This window comes from Phaeobacter sp. B1627, assembly GCF_006265095.1.
Taxonomy (GTDB): Bacteria; Pseudomonadota; Alphaproteobacteria; order Rhodobacterales; family Rhodobacteraceae; genus Epibacterium.
This window is the reverse complement of sequence record NZ_VCNK01000039.1, coordinates 1-16,916: the sequence shown is the minus strand read 5'-3', so window position 1 is coordinate 16,916 and position 16,916 is coordinate 1. Positions and strand designations below refer to the sequence as shown.

Here is a 16,916-nt window from a genome sequence, read left to right as displayed (position 1 = left end):
TCGTGGAGTTTTGACAATGGGCCGGCACACGAGCTGAGACCCAAACACCGGGTGCCCACAACAGACCACAGATCAGACGCGGCCCTTGCGGGGGCTGCGTTTTTCTTTGCCCGGATGACCGTCCCGCACTTGACGTTTGAACAGGTCACGGCAAGCTTTGGCGAGACCAGAATGGAAAACCCCATGATCCGCCTGTTCCGAAATCGCGTCTATCGCAACCTGTTTGCTGCACAGATCATCGCCTTGCTCGGCACCGGCCTTGCAACCGTTGCGCTCGGCCTCATGGCCTACGCACTCGCCGGGGATCGGGCGGGCAGCGTGCTGGGGACAGCACTGGCGATCAAAATGCTGAGTTACGTCATGCTCGCACCGGTCGCCGCCGCGCTTTCGACGCAGGTTCCGCGTCGGATATGGCTGGCAACGCTCGATATTATCCGTGCGATTGTGGTTCTCGGCCTGCCATTTGTCAGCGAGATCTGGCAGATCTACTGCCTCGTCTTTCTCCTGCAGGCGGCATCCGCAGGATTTACGCCCGTCTTTCAAGCCACCATACCCGAGATCATTCCGCAGGAAGAGGATTACACCCGCGCACTGTCGCTGTCCCGGCTGGCCTATGACCTGGAGACCCTCATCTCTCCGGCGCTGGCTGCGCTGCTTTTGACCTTGATCGCCGCGCCGATGTTGTTTTTCGGCACTGCAATCGGGTTTTCCCTGTCTGCGGTGCTGGTTCTGTCGGTGCGCCTGCCCGCCCCGGCCGCCCAGCCGCATCGAAAGTTCTATCAACGCACCACACGCGGCATTCGCATCTATCTGCGCACACCTCGCCTGCGGGGACTGCTGGGGCTGTCGCTGGCGGCGGCGGCCATCACCTCCATGGTCTTCGTCAATACGGTCGTCATCGTGCGCGGCACCCTTGGGCTGAGTGACGGCGACGTGGCGCTGGCGCTTGGGGCCTTTGGCGGCGGATCGATGCTGGCGGCCCTGGCGCTTCCTGCGGTGCTCGGAGCCGGCAGGGACCGTGCCGTCATGGTCGCGTTTGCCCTATTGGGCTGTGCCGCCCTGGTGATGAGCGCCGTCCTTGTGCGTCTGGGCCTGTCCCTGCCACTGCTGATGGCCTGTTGGGCGCTGGCGGGGATCGGCTATTCCGGCACCCTGACCCCGGCGGGCCGCTTGCTGCGCCGCTCTGCACATTCCGAGGATCTTGCGGCGGTTTTCGCCGCACAGTTTACCCTGTCGCATGTCTGCTGGCTGATCTGCTATCCGCTGGCAGGCGCCGGCATGACCTACCTCGGGTTGGAGCCCGTTCTGCTGCTCCTTGCGGCAGTGGGCGTGACCGGCATCGCAGCAGCCCTGTGGCAATGGCCCCGAAACCAGCCAGCGCATCTGCCGCATGCGCATGCCGACCTGCCCTCTGATCACCCGCATCTGCAGGGGCCGCATCCCCATGCGCATGCGGTGATCATTGACGATCTGCATCCCGAATACCCCACACGCATCTCCCAGCCGCGCTCCTAGCGCGTCAAGCGGACCGGAGGGGGCCGCATGGTCCTCCGAAACCGCAGGGCTGCCTATACGGCGGTGAGTTTCACATCATACCCCCACAACCTGCGCAGGTGTTTCAGAACCTCGTCGCGCTCATCCTCTGCCAGATGGACGTTGTCGCGCACCGTATGGGTCAATTTCAGCGTCCGGTCCCCTTTCAGATCGGCGTCAGTGACCTGAAGGTCCGGCTCGATATGGGCGAGGTCATATTGCCGCGCCAAATCGCGGCGGATGGCCTTGTACCCTGCCCGGTTGTGAATCTGGCTGATGACCAGCTCGGGGTGCGTCTCATCATCGGTGAGGGTGAAAAGCTTGAATTTGCGGATCAGATGCGGCGACAGGAACTGCTGGATGAAACTCTCATCCCGGTAGTTCGCCCAGGCGTCCCGGAGCACAGAGCGCCAGTCGGAATGGCCTGCGATACCCGGAAACCAGTCCCGATCTTCCTCTGTCGGCGCTTCGCAGATGCGGCGGATATCCTGCATCATGGCAAACCCCAAGGCATAGGGATTGATGCCGGAATAGCGCGGATCATCATAGTCAGGCTGCATCACCACATTGGTGTGACTGTGCATCATTTCCATAAAGGCGCCCTGGGTGATCAGCCCCTGATCGTGGAGCGCATTGATAATGTAGTAATGGACAAAGGTGGCGCATCCCTCGTTCATGACCTTGGTCTGCTTCTGAGGGTAGAGATACTGCGCCAGCATCCGCACGATCCGCAGGATTTCGCGCTGCCAGGGCTCCAGTGCCGGGCTGTGCTTTTCCAGAAAGTAGAGAATATTCTCCTGTGGCATATTCATCTTCTTGCGCCGGCCTGCGTGACCGCTCTCGGCCTCGGACAGCTCCGCATCCCGCTTCAGGCCCAGGGTCGCATCGGTCCAGATATCCAGCGCGCTCTGGCCCGTTTCATAGGCCTCGCGCAATTGCTGCATTGCCCGGCGCTCCTCGATGGTGGGCTTCGGCGGCCGCCCGTAGCGAAACACCCCCTGCGACTGCAGCGCGTGAGCTGCGTCCAGAATTTCCTCCACCGCATCAAACCCATAGCGTTCCTCGCAGGCGGCAATGTAGTTTTTGGCAAAAGCAAGGTAGTCGTGAATACCGTCGGCGTCGGTCCATTGCCGGAACAGATAGTTGTTCTTGAAGAAGTGATTATGCCCAAAGGCCGCATGCGCCATCACCAGCGTCTGCATCGCCATGGTGTTTTCTTCCATATTGTAGCTGATGCAGGGATTGGAGTTGATGACGATCTCATAGGCCAGCCCCTGGCGACCGGTGCGATACAGCGCCTCGTCCCGGGCAAAATGCTTGCCGAAGGACCAATGCTGATACATCAGCGGCAGACCCACGCAGGAATAGGCATCCAGCATCTGCTCCGCCGAAATGATCTCGATCTGATTGGGGTAGATGTCGAGCTGCAGGTCCTCCAATGCGATGCGTTCGATGGCATCGCGGGCCTTTTCCAGCAGCTCGAAGGTCCACTCCGGCCCGGTAAAAAGCGGGACCGCAGAAGCCCCCGAAGAGACAGTGTGCAGAGTTTCCATATGGTTCAGCCTTTCACTTTGGGCAGAAAGAACTCGCGAAAGATCGGGTAGATGTGACCGGGTTGCGAGACACGCTGCATCTCGAAATGAGCCGCCGCCGCTTTGACCAGACGGTAGTTCTGCCACAGGTCCTCGCCTGTTTCGGAATTGTCGAGCAGCATCTGGGCCGCTTCCTCGACGATTTCCACATAGGCATAGAACTGACACAGTGGCAGCAGCTGTTCTGTCAGGATCTTGCGGCATCGCACGGAGTCATTGCCAAAGTTTTCCCCGTCCGAGGCCTGCGCCCCGTAGATGTTCCACTCATCCGGCGAATACCGTTCGTCGATGATTTCCTTCATCTTTTCCAAGGCGGTGGAGACAATGGTCCCGCCGGTCTCGCGCGCGTAGAAGAACGTCTCTTCATCGACCTCCTGCGCGTAGTGCGTGTGACGCACGAACACCAGCTCGGTATGTTCGTAGCACCGGCTCAGGAACAGGTGCAGCAGCAGAAAGAACCGTTTTGCGAGATCCTTTTCCCGCTCCTGCATGGAGCCCGAGACATCCATCAGACAAAAGACCACGGCCCGCGATTTCCGGATCTTCTCGGGCACGAAGGAATCGTAGCGCAGGTCCAGCGGATCAATGTAGCCGACCACGCGGCGCTTGCGCATGATCCCGTCCAGCTTTGCGGTCAGGCTGGCCAGCATTTCCTGCTGGCTCTCTGATCGCACATCCAATGCCTCAAGTTCGGCTATCTGGGCCTCGATTTCACGTTGCGATTTCGTGGTGGGGCGTTGCAAGGCAATGCGACGCCCCAGAGAGTTGCGCATCGTGCGCACCAGATTGAGGTTGTTCGGCGTCCCCGCCGTGGTCAGCCCGGCCCGACGCGTGCCGATGGTTTCCGTCTCCACCGTCGCTTTCTCGACGAGATCCGGCAGCTCCAGCCCCTCGAACAGGATTTCCAGATATTCATCCCGCGTCAGGGTAAAGGAAAATTCGTCATCGCCATCGCCATCCTCTGATGCCTGACGGCCGCCTCCTCCGGCGCCACTCTTGGGCCGCTCGACCGTATCGCCCACCACAAAATCCTTGTTGCCCGGCAACACGTGACGGCGATTGCCACCGGGGCCGTGGTACAGACGAGGTTCCTTCAACCCCTTGGCGGGGATTGTTATTTCCTCGCCATTTTCGGGAATGCTGTCGCTGTTTCCAATCGATTTTTCCCGAATGGAGCGGTCTACACGCTCCTTGATATTCTCGCGCGCACGGCGAAGGAACCGTTGCCGGTTCCCCAAACTCTTGCCCTTGGGATTTGCGCGCCTGTCGATGAAGTGGTGCATCAAGACACCTCCCGTCCGTTAGCCCGCCTTGTTGACCCGCATGTACCACTCGACAAGGCGCCGGACCTGCCTGTCAGTGTAGCCATGTTCGCGCATCCGCTCGACAAATTCCTGATGTTTGCCCTCCGTCTGGCTATCCTTCTTGGACCCGAAGGAAATCACGGGCAGCAGTTCCTCCACCTGACTGAACATGTGTTTTTCAATTACATCACGCAGCTTTTCATAGGAATTCCAGGCCGGATTCACACCCGTGTTGGCCCGGTGCCGCAGCGCAAATTTGACCACCTCATTGCGGAAATCCTTGGGATTGGCGATGCCGACAGGTTTTTCGATCTTGGAGAGTTCCGCGTCCAGCACCTCGCGATCATAAAGCTGACCTGTATCAGGGTCTTTATAATCCTGTTCTTCGATCCAGGCGTCCGCATAGGCAATGTAGCGGTCAAACACATTCTGCCCGTACTCGGTGTAGCTTTCCAGATAGGCCTTCTGGATCTCGTTGCCGATGAACTCCTCGTAGCGGGGCGCCAGATCGGTCTTGATGAAGGCGAGGTATTTCTGCTCTGTCTCCTGCGGAAATTGCTCGCGTTTGATCATCTGTTCCAGCACATACATCAGATGCACCGGATCCGCCGCCACCTCCTTGGTGTCGTAGTTGAACACCGACGACAGCACCTTGAAGGCAAAGCGGGTGGAAATCCCGTTCATGCCCTCATCCACGCCGGCCCTGTCCTGATATTCCTGTACCGTCTTGGCCTTGGGATCGGTGTCTTTCAGGCTCTCGCCATCGTAGACCCGCATCTTGGAATAGAGGTTTGAATTCTCATGGGGCTTCAGCCGGGTCAGAACCGAGAACCGGCTCAGGATCTTCAACGTTTCGGGCGCGCAGGATGCGGTTCGCAGCTCCGAATGCTGCAGCAGCTTGTCATAGATCTTCGACTCTTCGGTCACCCGCAGGCAATAGGGCACCTTGACGATCGACACGCGGTCAATAAAGGCCTCGTTGTTCTTGTTGTTCTTGAAAGTCTGCCATTCGCTTTCGTTCGAATGCGCCAGGATCAAGCCGTTGAAGGGGATCGCGCCGAAGCTCTCGGTCCCCATGTAATTGCCCTCCTGGGTCGCAGTCAAAAGCGGATGCAACATCTTGATCGGCGCCTTGAACATCTCGACAAACTCAAGCACGCCCTGGGTTGCGCGGTTCAAGCCGCCGGAGAAACTATAGGCATCGGGATTGTCCTGGCTGAAATGCTCCAGCTGGCGGATGTCGACTTTGCCCACCAGGGTCGAAATGTCCTGATTGTTCTCATCGCCCGGCTCGACCTTGGCGACACAGATCCGGCGCAAGCGCGACGGATGCAGGCGCACCACCGAGAACTTGTTGATATTGCCTTCGAATTCATCAAGTCGCTGCACCGCCCAGGGTGACATCAGCCCCGGCAGACGATGGGTGGCAATGCCGTATTCCTCTTCCAGCAGCGGCCCCATGCGGATCGGGTCAAACAAGCCAAGCGGGCTTTCGAAAATCGGCGAGATCTGGTCACCGGCCTTCAGCACATAGATCGGCTGATCCTCGACCAAGCGCTTCAGGCGCTCGGCCAGAGAGGATTTCCCACCGCCAACCGGACCCAACAGGTAGAGAATTTGCTTGCGTTCCTCCAACCCCTGCGCCGCGTGACGGAAATATCCGACGATCCGCTCGACCGTATCCTCCATGCCATAGAAATCATTGAACGCGGCGTAGCGCTTGATTGTCCGGTTCTGGAAAATCGGCCCCAGGCGGGTGTCCCTCGATGTGTCTATCAATTCCTCCTGACCGATGGCCTTCAGCATCCGCTCCGCCACATTGGCGTACATGCTGGGGTCATCGCGACAGGCCATGAGATAGTCCTGCAAAGACATTTCCTGCTCGCGCGTCTGGCCATAGGCCTCTGCAAAAAGCTCTGCGACTTTGTTCATCGGGGTCTTACCTCCTGGTTAACGTCGTTACCCGCCCTCCTGGGTCTTCGGATTCCACACGGACAGGGAGGCCTGACGAGGGCCATAGGGTGTCCGCGTTTATGATATTTTGAGTACTGCTCGGCGCTGCCGAAGATAGATCAGGCGCCGGGTTCCTCTACAGGCTTAAAACTAGGAGGAAATTGGTCGGTGCCAAGAGCCGCAGCGTCGGATGATGTTTTGAGTTCACCATACACTACATGTGCCATTACGTATAATGAAGTTTGGTATATTTTCCGTTAACAGCGGTGAACTTTGCGAAACTGATGCTCGAAAACTAGGCGAAGAGCTTCATTTGACATTTCGTGCCTCGGGCCGCTGAAGGCCCGCCCCCTCCTGGGCGCTGCGGCAGGGCGCGCGAACCACAGGGCCCGTGATCGCGCCGCCGGTCCCGGAGCAGGAAGCCGGGCACCGGAGCCAGGGACGAACTCATGGTTAACGCGACATTAATACTTCGTTAACGACTGCAGCAAATAGGTCACGAATGAAATGCAACCGCCAAAACTCGGCCATTTCGGCCCCGCAAACACGGCAATCCTGACCAGTTCGGGCAATCTTGGACTGGACACACAAATATTGTTGCATGCATATTAACCATAAGAACGCCGCGCAGACGGCATGAGGCAGACAAGTACAGGCAATTGAAACCAGCGGCGCGGGGCAATTATGCTGCGTGTCCGGTATAAAGTGAGCAGATAGGCATGAGCATCGTTGCATATATTGCCCGCGACGCATCGGGTACAAACCAGCATGGGACCTCTTCTGAGGGCTCCCCGTCCGTTATTCCGACGTCCGGCGCCAAGGACATTTCCCTCAACCTCGACCCAACCGATGTCGAGAGTTATGCCCGCCGGGGACGGGATCTTCACATCACGCTTGCCGATGGCACAGTCGTCGAGCTGGACGGTTTTTACGACACCGGAGCTGGATCAAAGAACCTCTTTCTGAGCGACGAGGGCGATTTCATCGAAGTTGTCCTGGAAGACAAGGCGGAGGGGATGCTGTTTGCGAGCTACGAGCCTCTCGACCTGTCGGGCAAATGGAGCGCATACGACGATATGGTCTTTTTGGATGTGGACCGTATTGAGCCTGTTGTCGCGCCACTTGCGGCACCTCTTTTGGGGGGCTTCGGCGGGTTGGGCGCAGCTGCAGCAGGCGCGGCCCTTCTGGTATCCGGTGACGACGAAGGAGGCGGCGGTGGCGGCACGGGGGCGATCACCCCTACTGTGAACGACGCAGACGGGACGTATGATGTGCCCGAAGGAGACCCGGACGGGGTCACCATTTCCGGCAGCGGTGAGGCAGGATCAGACGTTGAGGTCACCATCGGTACCGTTGTGGTCACCACTACGGTTGGCGACGATGGCACCTGGTCGGTGAACATACCGACCGATGACCTGCCCGATGACGGTGTCTACGAGACGACGGTCACCGTGGTTGCACCAGATGGCACCGTTTATGAAGATCTCGATGGCCCGACGATCGACATCGACAGCGAACCGCCCACCGTGACCATTATCGAAGGCACCCAATCCGTCGGCGACATCGTGGACGGCGATGAGCAGGCAAGCGGCACGATCATCACCGGCACCGGTGAGGCTGGCGCCACGGTCACGCTTGAGATCGACGGCGCGACCCACACCACCACCATCGCCGAAGACGGCACCTGGTCGGTGACCTTCACCTCGGAAGAAATCGACACCGGCGAATATGAAACCGAGATCACCATCACCACCACTGACCCGCATGGGAACAGCACGACGACGACCGACATTCTGGAAGTCGACACGGAAACAACCGTCTCAATCGACACAGGCCTGTCGGGCGGGGATGACATTGTGACCGCGGGCGAGGCCGCAGCGGGCGTCGCGATCACCGGCATGGCCGAGCCCGGAGCATCCGTCTCTGTGACGGTCGAGGGTGTGACCAGAACAGCGACCGCGGACAGCAGCGGAGCCTGGACGGTCACCTATGAGACAGGCACCCTGCGCGAGGGGGAATATGAAACCGAGATTTCGGTGACATCCACCGATCTGGTCGGCAATACCGCGACTGCGACCTCCACCATTGCGGTCGATACCGATGCGGGTTTCGTGCAGCTCTCGGACGATCCGATCGAAGGCGATGGCATCATAAACGCCGCCGAGCGCGCCGACGGCGTCACCGTCACCGGCACCGCCACCCCCGGCGAGACGGTGACCGTGACCCTCGCAGATGCAACCGGCACCACCGTTGCGGATGCGTCCGGCAACTGGTCCTATGACTTTGCCGCCAGCGAGGTCCCGGAGGGCACCGACACACTCGACGTGTCCGCCTCGATCACCGATGCTCTGGGCAACACGGAGAGCGACACCGACACGGTTGCGCTGGATACCGAAGTTGTGGATTACGACTCCGAAGTCTTCCAGACTGCGGATGACACGATCAACCTGCAGGAGATGAACGACGGTTTCACGCTGGAAGGCACCGTCGAGGCAGGCTCGACCGTTGAGGTCGAGATCTCGGGCACCACACACACGGCCACGGTGGATGCCGACGGCAATTGGTCGCTGGCGCTGGACGCGGGCGACTTGCCGGGCGGAACCTACACCACCACTGCGACGGTCACGGCCACGGATGCGGCCGGCAACGTTGAGACCCTCACGCAGGGGTTCAGCGTCGACACCCAATATGACACGCCGACGGTGGATTCCGTCACATTCGCCGGCGCAGATGTTCGCCGGATCGCCACCGAAGGTGCGACCAACAGCTATTCCGTCAACACGCTGGAAAGCAATGGCACCACCGATGAACCTTCCGCCACAGTGACACAGGATGCCGTCTTCGGTACCGAATTCACATTCGACACCGCGATCCCGGATGGCACCAACCTCATCGTCAACAGCGAAGACGGTTCGGGCAATGCCTCCTCCACGATGGTGCTCTTTCAGGACAATGCCACCGAAAGCGGAACCCTGGATCACGCAGGCCTCGGCAGCTTCAACATTGATGCGCTGAACCTCGAATATGCGTCCGATACCAATCTGACCCTGACGGAAGCCGACATCAACGCCTTGTCCGGCAACTCCGATACGCTTCAGGTTCTTGGCGGGACGGATGATACCGTGACTCTGGCCGGGGGTACGCATGAGGGCACCCAGACCATCGATGGTGAGACATATAACGTCTACACAATCGGCACCGGCGATACGACGCTGCTGGTCGAAGACGACGTAAACGTCATCATCTAGTCGAATTGGGCGCGGCCACCAGTTCCCTCTGCACAGAGGAAACCCTGGCCGCGCCCCTGCTATAACCTGCGGCACAAAACGCAGGATCAGAGGCACGAGGACTTCCTATGGACCTGGCACAACGCATTTCCGCCGTTGCACTTCTGTGCGGCCTGACGGCGTGCGGGATGCCAATAGCCGGAACGCTCGGGAGCCAGGATGGCTCCGCCCCGCAAAGCAACTTTGCCCAGGCCGAGGACGCGCCCCAATCCGAGGTCATCACCTCGCTGATGCAGCGTCAGACGCTGTTGCAGGAGGGCACCGTTTACGCCGAAGTCGCGCAGGCATCGCTGAGTGCCTCTGCCCGCGCCTCGGAGTCGGCGCTGATCAGCGCGCGGCTGCGGGCGGAAGCGAAATCCAAGAACTGGTTGCCGTCCCTGCGCCCGACGGTCAGCCTGAACGATCTCGGGGATATGGTGGCGAGCCTGCTTCTGGAACAGATCCTGTTTGACAATGGCCGCCGCAAGGCAGAACGCGCCTTTGCCGCAGCGGATGTGGAAGTGGCCGCAGTGACGCTCTCTGCGGATATGAACGACCGCGTGAAAACTGCGCTCAGCCTCTATGTCTCGGGTCTGCGCGGCGATGAAAAAGCGGCCTATTCCCACCGCGCTGTGCGCACCATGCGCGATTTCGAGCGCGTCGTGGTGGGCCGGGTCAATGGCGGCGTGTCTGACCGGTCGGATCTGAATGTCGTTCAGTCCAAGATCAGTGGCGTCCAAGCCAGCATGGCCACCGCCAGCGACGCGGCCCGCACTGCACGCGCCGAGCTGGAAGCAATGACCGGCCGACAGTTTTCCGCCGCTCCGCAGCGGTTGGAACTCAGCCTGCCGCCCGATGGCCGCGATTATCTCAGCGTTCTCAAAGCGAAATCTGAAGCCACCCGCACGATCGAGCAGGCCAAGATGGAACGGGCGGGCCTGCTGCCGCAGGTCGGGGCAACGGGACAGATCGGCAGCGAAGGCTCCGGCGCGGGCGTATTGCTGAACCTGTCGGAACCCCTGGGGCTTGGCACGCCTGCGGCGTTGCAGGCGGTCGAGGCCTCCAAGGAGGCGGCGCTGCGCCGGATCGGCGAGGCCGAGGAAGACGCCCGCCGGGAATACAGCCGGGAAATCCAGCGCCTGTCCTCCTACCGACGTCAGGAGCGCGAAGCTTTGGCCCTGTCCCGGGCCAGCCGCGAAACCTATCGGCTGTTCAGGGCCCAGTTTGAGGCAGGCCAGCGTCCGGTCATGGATGTGATCCCGATCTACGAAGAGCTGGTGAAACGGGAGCAGGCCTATATCGATGCAAAATATGAAGTGGTGTTGATCCAGCTGGCCCTTGCCGCATCGCTGGGTCTGTTGGCGGACGGGGATGAGATTTGACAGATCACGACAGCCATAACGCCACTCCCCCCGCGCCCGCAAAGCGACGGCTGAAGCTCGCCGGGATCACGGGCGGTCTGTCGCTGAAGCGGTCGCAGGCCACTCAGACCGGGGCACAAAGCGCGCTCAGGATCTCGAAGGTTGTCGCCAATGCGCCCGCTGGGGCTGAGGCCCCGCCCCTTGCCAAAGCATCCGCGGCACTGCCGCCCGCCCCCGAGACCAAGCGCGACAGAACGCTGTCCCACGACAGCACGCAGCCCGGGGCTCAGGCGCCAGAACAAACACCACAGGAGCAAACACCACAGGAGCGGACATCGCAGGAGCGCCCCGCCGCCATGCCGGAGGCTCCGGAGACGACAGATACAGCAGTCCCCCCAGACACAGCAGACACAGCAGTCACCGCAGAGACGCAGCCCGAGGAGGGCGCGGCCTATCAGGCGCGCCTGTCCGCGCGGGCGCATCTGTTATGCCGCCTTGCGTCTTTGCGCGGCGCCTCCCCTGCGCCGCAGGACCTGATCGAACATCTGCAGACCTGCGGCGCTGCTTCTCTGCGCCCCGAAGCCATGATGAGCGCGCTGATCACCGCAGGGCTGAAGGCCCGTATCATCGACACCAAACGCCCCAGCCCCCGCCATTGGCCGGGCATTGCCATCATGCAGGGCGGACAGCCGGTGTTGGTTCTCAGTCAGGGCAAGGCAGGGGTCACGATCTATGACACCTCCTGTCCCGACAATCGTGCCGAAGTGCCGATGCAGGACTTCATGCCGTATTTTTCCGGCCAGATCCTGACCGCGCGCGCCACCGTCTCCCAGCTCGCTCAACGGCACACGCCGCAGCTCGACCATTCCCATTGGTTCTGGGGCGAATTCCCGAAATACCGCCGCCAGATCGGTGAGATCATGCTCGGATCGCTGGTGGCAAACGTCCTGGCTGTTGCCGTCGCGCTGTTCTCGCTGCAGGTCTATGACCGGGTGGTCCCGCATCAGTCCCAGGCGACCCTCTGGGTGCTGGCACTGGGCGCGTTGATGGCCATCGGCATGGAGGGCATGCTGAAACTGGCGCGCGCGCGGATCACCGATGCGTCGGGGCGCCAGATCGACCTTGCGGTGCAGCACAAGCTGATGCGCCGGGTCATCGGTCTGCGCATGGACCAGAGCCCGCTGCCGCCCTCCGGGCTGTTTGCGGCAATGCGGGATTTTTCCTCGGTGCGGGAGTTTTTCACCTCTTCCACCCTGTCGACCCTTGCGGATGTGCCCTTTATCGCCGTGTTCCTGCTGCTGGTTGCCTCGATTGGCGGGCCGGTGGTCTATGTGATCCTGATCGGCGGCGCGTTGATGCTGCTGCCTGGCTATTTCATCCAGAAGAAGATGCTGTCGATGACGCGTCTGGCGCAGGGGGCCTCCGCCAAAAGCGGGCGGTTGCTGCATGAAGTTGTCAGCGAGATGGAAACCATCAAGACCCAGCGCGGCGAAGAACGTATCCTGCGGCAGTGGGATGAGCTGAACCTGTTGTCCTCGCAGGCCTCGAACGGGCAACGCAAGCTGGCCAGCGCGCTGACCTATTGGTCGCAAGGAGTGCAGCAGGCGACCTATATCTGCGCCGTGATCCTCGGCACCTATATGGTTTTTGCCGGTGAATTCACCGTTGGGACGATCATCGCGACCGGCATTCTGACCAGCCGTACGCTGGCGCCGCTGACGCAATTTGCGGGCACGCTGGCGCGCTGGAGCAACGTGCGTGCGGCGCTGGATGCGCTGGATGTGATCGCCGCAGCCCAGCAGGAGCGGGAAGCGGGCCGTGCCTACCTGCGGCGCGAGAAGGTCGAAGGCCGTTTCGAGCTGCGCGAAGTGGTGTTCCGCTACGATCCCGAAGGGGCGCCCAATGTGGATGTCCCCGCCGTGGCCATCACTCCCGGTCAGCGCGTTGCCATTCTGGGCAGCAATGGCTCCGGGAAATCCACCCTGCTGAAACTCCTCTCCGGCCTTTATACGCCGCAGCGCGGCCGGGTGATGCTCGACGGGACCGACATGAGCCAGATCGAGCCGCGCGATCTGCGGCGCCACATTGGCTATCTCGGGCAGGAAGTGAAGCTGTTCGCAGGCACCCTGCGCGACAACCTGAACCTGTCGCTGTTGTCCCATGACGATGACCGGCTGATGGAGGCGCTGGACTTCGCAGGCCTCGCGCCTTTTGTGCGCGCCCACCCCCGTGGGCTGGATCTGCAGATCGGCGACGGGGGCTCGGGCCTGTCCATCGGTCAGCGTCAGGCCGTCGGCTGGGCCCGGCTTCATCTCCAGAACCCCTCTGTGGTGCTGCTGGATGAACCCACTGCAGCGCTGGACCAGACATTGGAACGGACGCTGGTGAGCCGCCTGGACGAATGGCTGGGCAGCCGGACCGCGATCATCGCCACCCACCGTATGCCGATCCTGTCTCTGACCAACCGAACCCTGATCCTGCAGGCGGGTCGCATGGTCGTGGACGGCCCGCGCGACGAGGTTCTGGCCCATCTCAACGGAGGGGCCAAAGCCTCATGAGCATTGCCGCAGATATGGATCTCCTTGAGGGCACCCATGGCGCTAGCCGCATGATCAAGCTGGTGGCCTTGGCGCTGGTGCTGTTCCTGACCTGGGCCGGTTTCGCCTCGGTCGATGAAATCGTGCGCGCCGATGGGCAGGTTGTTTCCTCGTCGCGGTCGCAGATTGTGCAGAACCTCGAAGGCGGCATTCTGGCCGAACTGTTCGTGCGGCAAGGCGATGTGGTAGAGGCCGGGCAAGTCCTGGCAAAGTTGCAGGACACCAAATTCCGCGCCGCGTCCGACGATCTGCAGGATCAGATCGATGCACTGGAGATCAAGCAATACCGGCTCGAAGCCGAGATCGAGGGCGCATATGAGTTCACGGTCCCGGAGGCGCTGGCGACGCGGTCCCCCTCCATTCTGGCGTCAGAGCGGGCCTTGCTCAAGGCCCGTCAAAGCGATTTCAACAGCCGCCGCAACAGTGCCGAGGATATCCTGCGGCAGTTGAAAAACGAGCTGTCAAACCTGCGCTCGCTGCATGAACAAAAAATCGTGGCCCTGCTGGAAGTCAATGAATCCCAGAAACGGGTCAGCGACGCGCAGGCCAAGTTCGACGAGATTGGCACCCAAGCGGAGCTGACCCTGGCCGAGGAGTATTCCGAAGCGCTGCGTCAGCTGACCTCCCTGCGGCAGGAACAGCGGCTGGCCCGCGACCAGCTGGACCGGACCGTCATCACTTCGCCCATGGCGGGCATCGTCAACAGTCTGGCGGTGACCACCATCGGCGGCGTCATCCGTCCGGGTGATGAAATTCTCGAGATCATCCCGCAGGGCGAAGAGCTGTTTGTCGAAGCGCGGGTGAAGCCCGAGGATATTGCCAACGTACAACGGGGGCAGGACGTGACCATCAAGCTCACCGCCTATGACTACACGATTTACGGCTCGCTGCGGGGCAAGGTTGATATCGTATCCGCCGATACGTTTGAGGATGAGCGCGACGCCGATGCCCCGCCCTACTACCGGGTGACCGTGCGCGTGGACCGGTCCAGCCTGACGGCGCGTCAGCAGCAAATGGAAATCCGCCCCGGCATGCGCGCGACGGCGGAACTGCAGACCGGATCAAAAACAATCCTGACCTACCTGCTGAAGCCGTTGTACAAATCCCGCGAAGCCTTCCGTGAACCCTGATCAGAGAGACCTCCGGAGCCGATCAACCAACCACTACTCCTTGAGAACCGGTGGCTCCATGAGAAAGACCGAACCTGATCAGGGTCCGGTCTTTTGGGAGTGTTTGGATTTCTCTGGTGAAACGGGACCTTGCGGTGCGAGCGAGGTCTCTGCTCTGGCTGCGCCTGGCTGACGCGCAGCAGAGGGGCGGTCAGATCGCCTGTCTCATCATTGCCTGCAGCGTGCTGTCCAGCGTGGTTCCGATGGACACCCGGCGCTGTCCCATGGCGGCCTTGGATGAGATCACCGAAACGATACGGGGATACTGGCCGGGCACCACTTCCAGCACCGGCGCGCCGGAGGCTCCGAATTCGACGTTGCAGGACATCACGACCGTCTGCGTCCGGCGGGACAGAACCTCGCAGTCCTGCTCCAGGTTCGGGCGGGTCGCATTGGTATAGTTGTAGGACAGGACATCCACACTGGCGCCCCGATCGGCGCGGTTGGACATGCTATAGGGGCGGATTTCGGCATGGCTGATCGGCGTCGACAGGCGCAGCACGGCAATGTCATGGCCCAATTGCGCCCGCCCCGTCGAGCGGAACCTGTAGCCGGGATGCACAACGGCTTTGCTGACCATACGGGCCGCCTTGAAGCGCCGACCGTCCAGCCCGGCCTCAAACCGGATCCCACGCGGGTTGACCCGCTGCCCCGTCTTGGCGTCGAACACGCAATGGGCGGCGGTCAGGACAAGATTGGAGGCAATCAGTGTCCCGGTACACATGTATTTGCCGGAAATATTCAAACGCCCCACGGCTTCCCAACCCGGCAGAGTGCTGACCCGGCGATCCTTGGCCGCAGCCGTATCCGCCAGGCCAAGTGTCAGACACATCGCGAAAATCGCAAACAACAGTTTCATTCATCCACTCCATTTTCCCACGCTGCCAATCTCGTTCAGGCGTTGGGCTGGAATGTGGCTGGTCCCTGTTGCGCTTGGACCAATTCGTGGATTGATTGTGACAGCCTTAACATTTGTTAACTTCTCCGTGCCGACAGCTGGCAGGATGGCAGAAAATTAAGGAATTACGTGCACAAAAGTTAACAATCTAGATAAATTTGATCTAATGTCCTGTAATTTAAAACGAATTGTATCTTTTTCCGCCCCTATTCTTCCGGATTGTTTACCTCTTCGCAGGAAATCTGGCGCCCAAAATGGGCAGTGATCGGCAGGAATATGGCAGAATCGCCACAATTGACCGGGTTACGAACCCCTTAACGCGGCCGACAATCGTTAAAAATTTAACGGCCCGCACAAAAAACGCGCGCCACTGAGGGCGCGCGTGTCGGAGCAGGCTTCAAAGCGGCCCTGAATGCCGCCGGGCGATCAACGATAGAGCAATGATCGTCCGTTATGGAAGATATGAACCTTGTCGGCATTCGCAAACAGACGCACGCGTGTGCCGCGCAGGCCCTGATGAATGCCCGGCAGCTTTGCGATCAGAGGCTCGCGGTCCGGTGCGGGCGTGAAATACAAAACGGTCACCTCGCCCAGCGCTTCGACGATGTTGACGGTGGCATCTATGATGGCGCCGCCTTCGCCCTCTTCGAAGAGATCCTCGGGCCGGACGCCCACATTGACCTTCATCCCGAGATCCCCGGGCTGCGTGGGTACGGTCGATGTGACCTCGTCGCCGCTTTCCAGCCGCAGCCGGGTGGTGTCGCCGGTTGCAATCACCTCGCCCGGGATCAGGTTCATTGCAGGCGAGCCGATGAACTGTGCCACGAATTCGTTTTCCGGCCGTTCATACAGATCCAGCGGCGTGCCCACCTGCGCGATCCCCTTGTTGGCGAGGACAACGATCCTGGTCGCCAGCGTCATTGCCTCCACCTGATCATGGGTCACATAGATCATGGTGCTATCGGGCATCGACTCCTTGAGTTGCGCGATTTCGATCCGGGTGGCCACGCGCAGGGCCGCATCCAGGTTCGAGAGCGGCTCGTCAAACAGATAGACCTTCGGGTCGCGCACAATGGAGCGCCCGATCGCCACCCGCTGACGCTGCCCGCCCGACAGCGCCTTGGGCAGTCGGTCAAGATAGTCTTCGAGCTGCAGGATCTTTGCAGCGCGGGTGATGGCGGCGTCAATTTCCGATTTGCTCTTGCCCGCGATCTTGAGGGCAAACGCCATATTGTCGCGCACC

At 60.7% G+C, this 16,916-nt stretch carries 10 protein-coding genes; 5 read left to right on the top strand and 5 right to left on the bottom strand.

The window, feature by feature from the left end; all coding sequences use genetic code 11:
* Positions 1 to 183 precede the first annotated feature (183 nt).
* Positions 184 to 1,515 carry an MFS transporter gene (locus FGE21_RS17750; RefSeq protein WP_139664756.1) on the top strand — a complete coding sequence of 444 codons (1,332 nt, stop codon included), beginning with the start codon at positions 184 to 186 and terminating at the stop codon, positions 1,513 to 1,515.
* A 53-nt stretch (positions 1,516 to 1,568) separates the two neighbouring features.
* On the opposite strand, the gene FGE21_RS17745 is transcribed toward FGE21_RS17750, so the two are convergent.
* Genes FGE21_RS17745 through FGE21_RS17735 form a run of 3 tightly spaced genes read right to left on the bottom strand, consistent with a single transcriptional unit; the run spans position 1,569 to position 6,361 of the window.
* Positions 1,569 to 3,086, bottom strand: coding sequence for a SpoVR family protein (locus tag FGE21_RS17745; protein WP_139664755.1), 1,518 nt, complete (start codon positions 3,084 to 3,086; stop codon positions 1,569 to 1,571).
* A 5-nt stretch (positions 3,087 to 3,091) separates the two neighbouring features.
* Positions 3,092 to 4,408 carry a YeaH/YhbH family protein gene (locus FGE21_RS17740; RefSeq protein WP_139664754.1) on the bottom strand — a complete coding sequence of 439 codons (1,317 nt, stop codon included), beginning with the start codon at positions 4,406 to 4,408 and terminating at the stop codon, positions 3,092 to 3,094.
* A gap of 18 nt (positions 4,409 to 4,426) precedes the next feature.
* The gene (locus tag FGE21_RS17735) at positions 4,427 to 6,361 is read right to left on the bottom strand and encodes a PrkA family serine protein kinase (RefSeq protein ID WP_139664753.1); all 1,935 of its coding nucleotides are present in this window, start codon (positions 6,359 to 6,361) and stop codon (positions 4,427 to 4,429) included.
* 740 nt (positions 6,362 to 7,101) lie between these two features.
* On the opposite strand from FGE21_RS17735, the gene FGE21_RS17730 reads away from it, so the two are divergent.
* The 4 genes from FGE21_RS17730 to FGE21_RS17715 all read left to right on the top strand — a co-directional run bounded on the left by FGE21_RS17730 (position 7,102) and on the right by FGE21_RS17715 (position 14,736).
* Positions 7,102 to 9,630 (top strand): Ig-like domain-containing protein, encoded by a 2,529-nt coding sequence (locus FGE21_RS17730; RefSeq protein WP_139664752.1) that lies wholly within the window; start codon positions 7,102 to 7,104, stop codon positions 9,628 to 9,630.
* A gap of 107 nt (positions 9,631 to 9,737) precedes the next feature.
* Entirely contained in the window at positions 9,738 to 11,030 is a 1,293-nt protein-coding gene (locus tag FGE21_RS17725) for a TolC family protein (protein ID WP_139664751.1), read from the top strand.
* Positions 11,027 to 13,567: an ATP-binding cassette domain-containing protein gene (locus FGE21_RS17720; protein WP_139664750.1), complete on the top strand. Its 2,541-nt coding sequence runs from the start codon at positions 11,027 to 11,029 to the stop codon at positions 13,565 to 13,567. The genes FGE21_RS17725 and FGE21_RS17720 overlap by 4 nt, the downstream gene beginning before the upstream one ends.
* On the top strand, positions 13,564 to 14,736 hold the full coding sequence (locus FGE21_RS17715) for an HlyD family type I secretion periplasmic adaptor subunit (protein ID WP_139664749.1): 1,173 nt from the start codon (positions 13,564 to 13,566) through the stop codon (positions 14,734 to 14,736). The genes FGE21_RS17720 and FGE21_RS17715 overlap by 4 nt, the downstream gene beginning before the upstream one ends.
* A 190-nt stretch (positions 14,737 to 14,926) precedes the next feature.
* On the opposite strand, the gene FGE21_RS17710 is transcribed toward FGE21_RS17715, so the two are convergent.
* Both FGE21_RS17710 and FGE21_RS17705 read right to left on the bottom strand, forming a co-directional pair.
* The gene (locus FGE21_RS17710; protein ID WP_139664748.1) at positions 14,927 to 15,634 is read right to left on the bottom strand and encodes a serine protease; all 708 of its coding nucleotides are present in this window, start codon (positions 15,632 to 15,634) and stop codon (positions 14,927 to 14,929) included.
* Positions 15,635 to 16,099: 465 nt separating this feature from the next.
* Positions 16,100 to 16,916, bottom strand: an 817-nt coding sequence (locus tag FGE21_RS17705) for an ABC transporter ATP-binding protein (RefSeq protein WP_139664747.1), incomplete at its 5' end; no start/stop codon positions are given.

Coding starts and splice junctions, on each gene's coding strand:
- FGE21_RS17750 (WP_139664756.1), top strand. CDS start 184: ATGATCCGCCTGTTCCGAAATCGCGTCTATCGCAACCTGTTTGCTGCA.
- FGE21_RS17745 (WP_139664755.1), bottom strand. CDS start 3,086: ATGGAAACTCTGCACACTGTCTCTTCGGGGGCTTCTGCGGTCCCGCTT.
- FGE21_RS17740 (WP_139664754.1), bottom strand. CDS start 4,408: ATGCACCACTTCATCGACAGGCGCGCAAATCCCAAGGGCAAGAGTTTG.
- FGE21_RS17735 (WP_139664753.1), bottom strand. CDS start 6,361: ATGAACAAAGTCGCAGAGCTTTTTGCAGAGGCCTATGGCCAGACGCGC.
- FGE21_RS17730 (WP_139664752.1), top strand. CDS start 7,102: ATGAGCATCGTTGCATATATTGCCCGCGACGCATCGGGTACAAACCAG.
- FGE21_RS17725 (WP_139664751.1), top strand. CDS start 9,738: ATGGACCTGGCACAACGCATTTCCGCCGTTGCACTTCTGTGCGGCCTG.
- FGE21_RS17715 (WP_139664749.1), top strand. CDS start 13,564: ATGAGCATTGCCGCAGATATGGATCTCCTTGAGGGCACCCATGGCGCT.
- FGE21_RS17710 (WP_139664748.1), bottom strand. CDS start 15,634: ATGAAACTGTTGTTTGCGATTTTCGCGATGTGTCTGACACTTGGCCTG.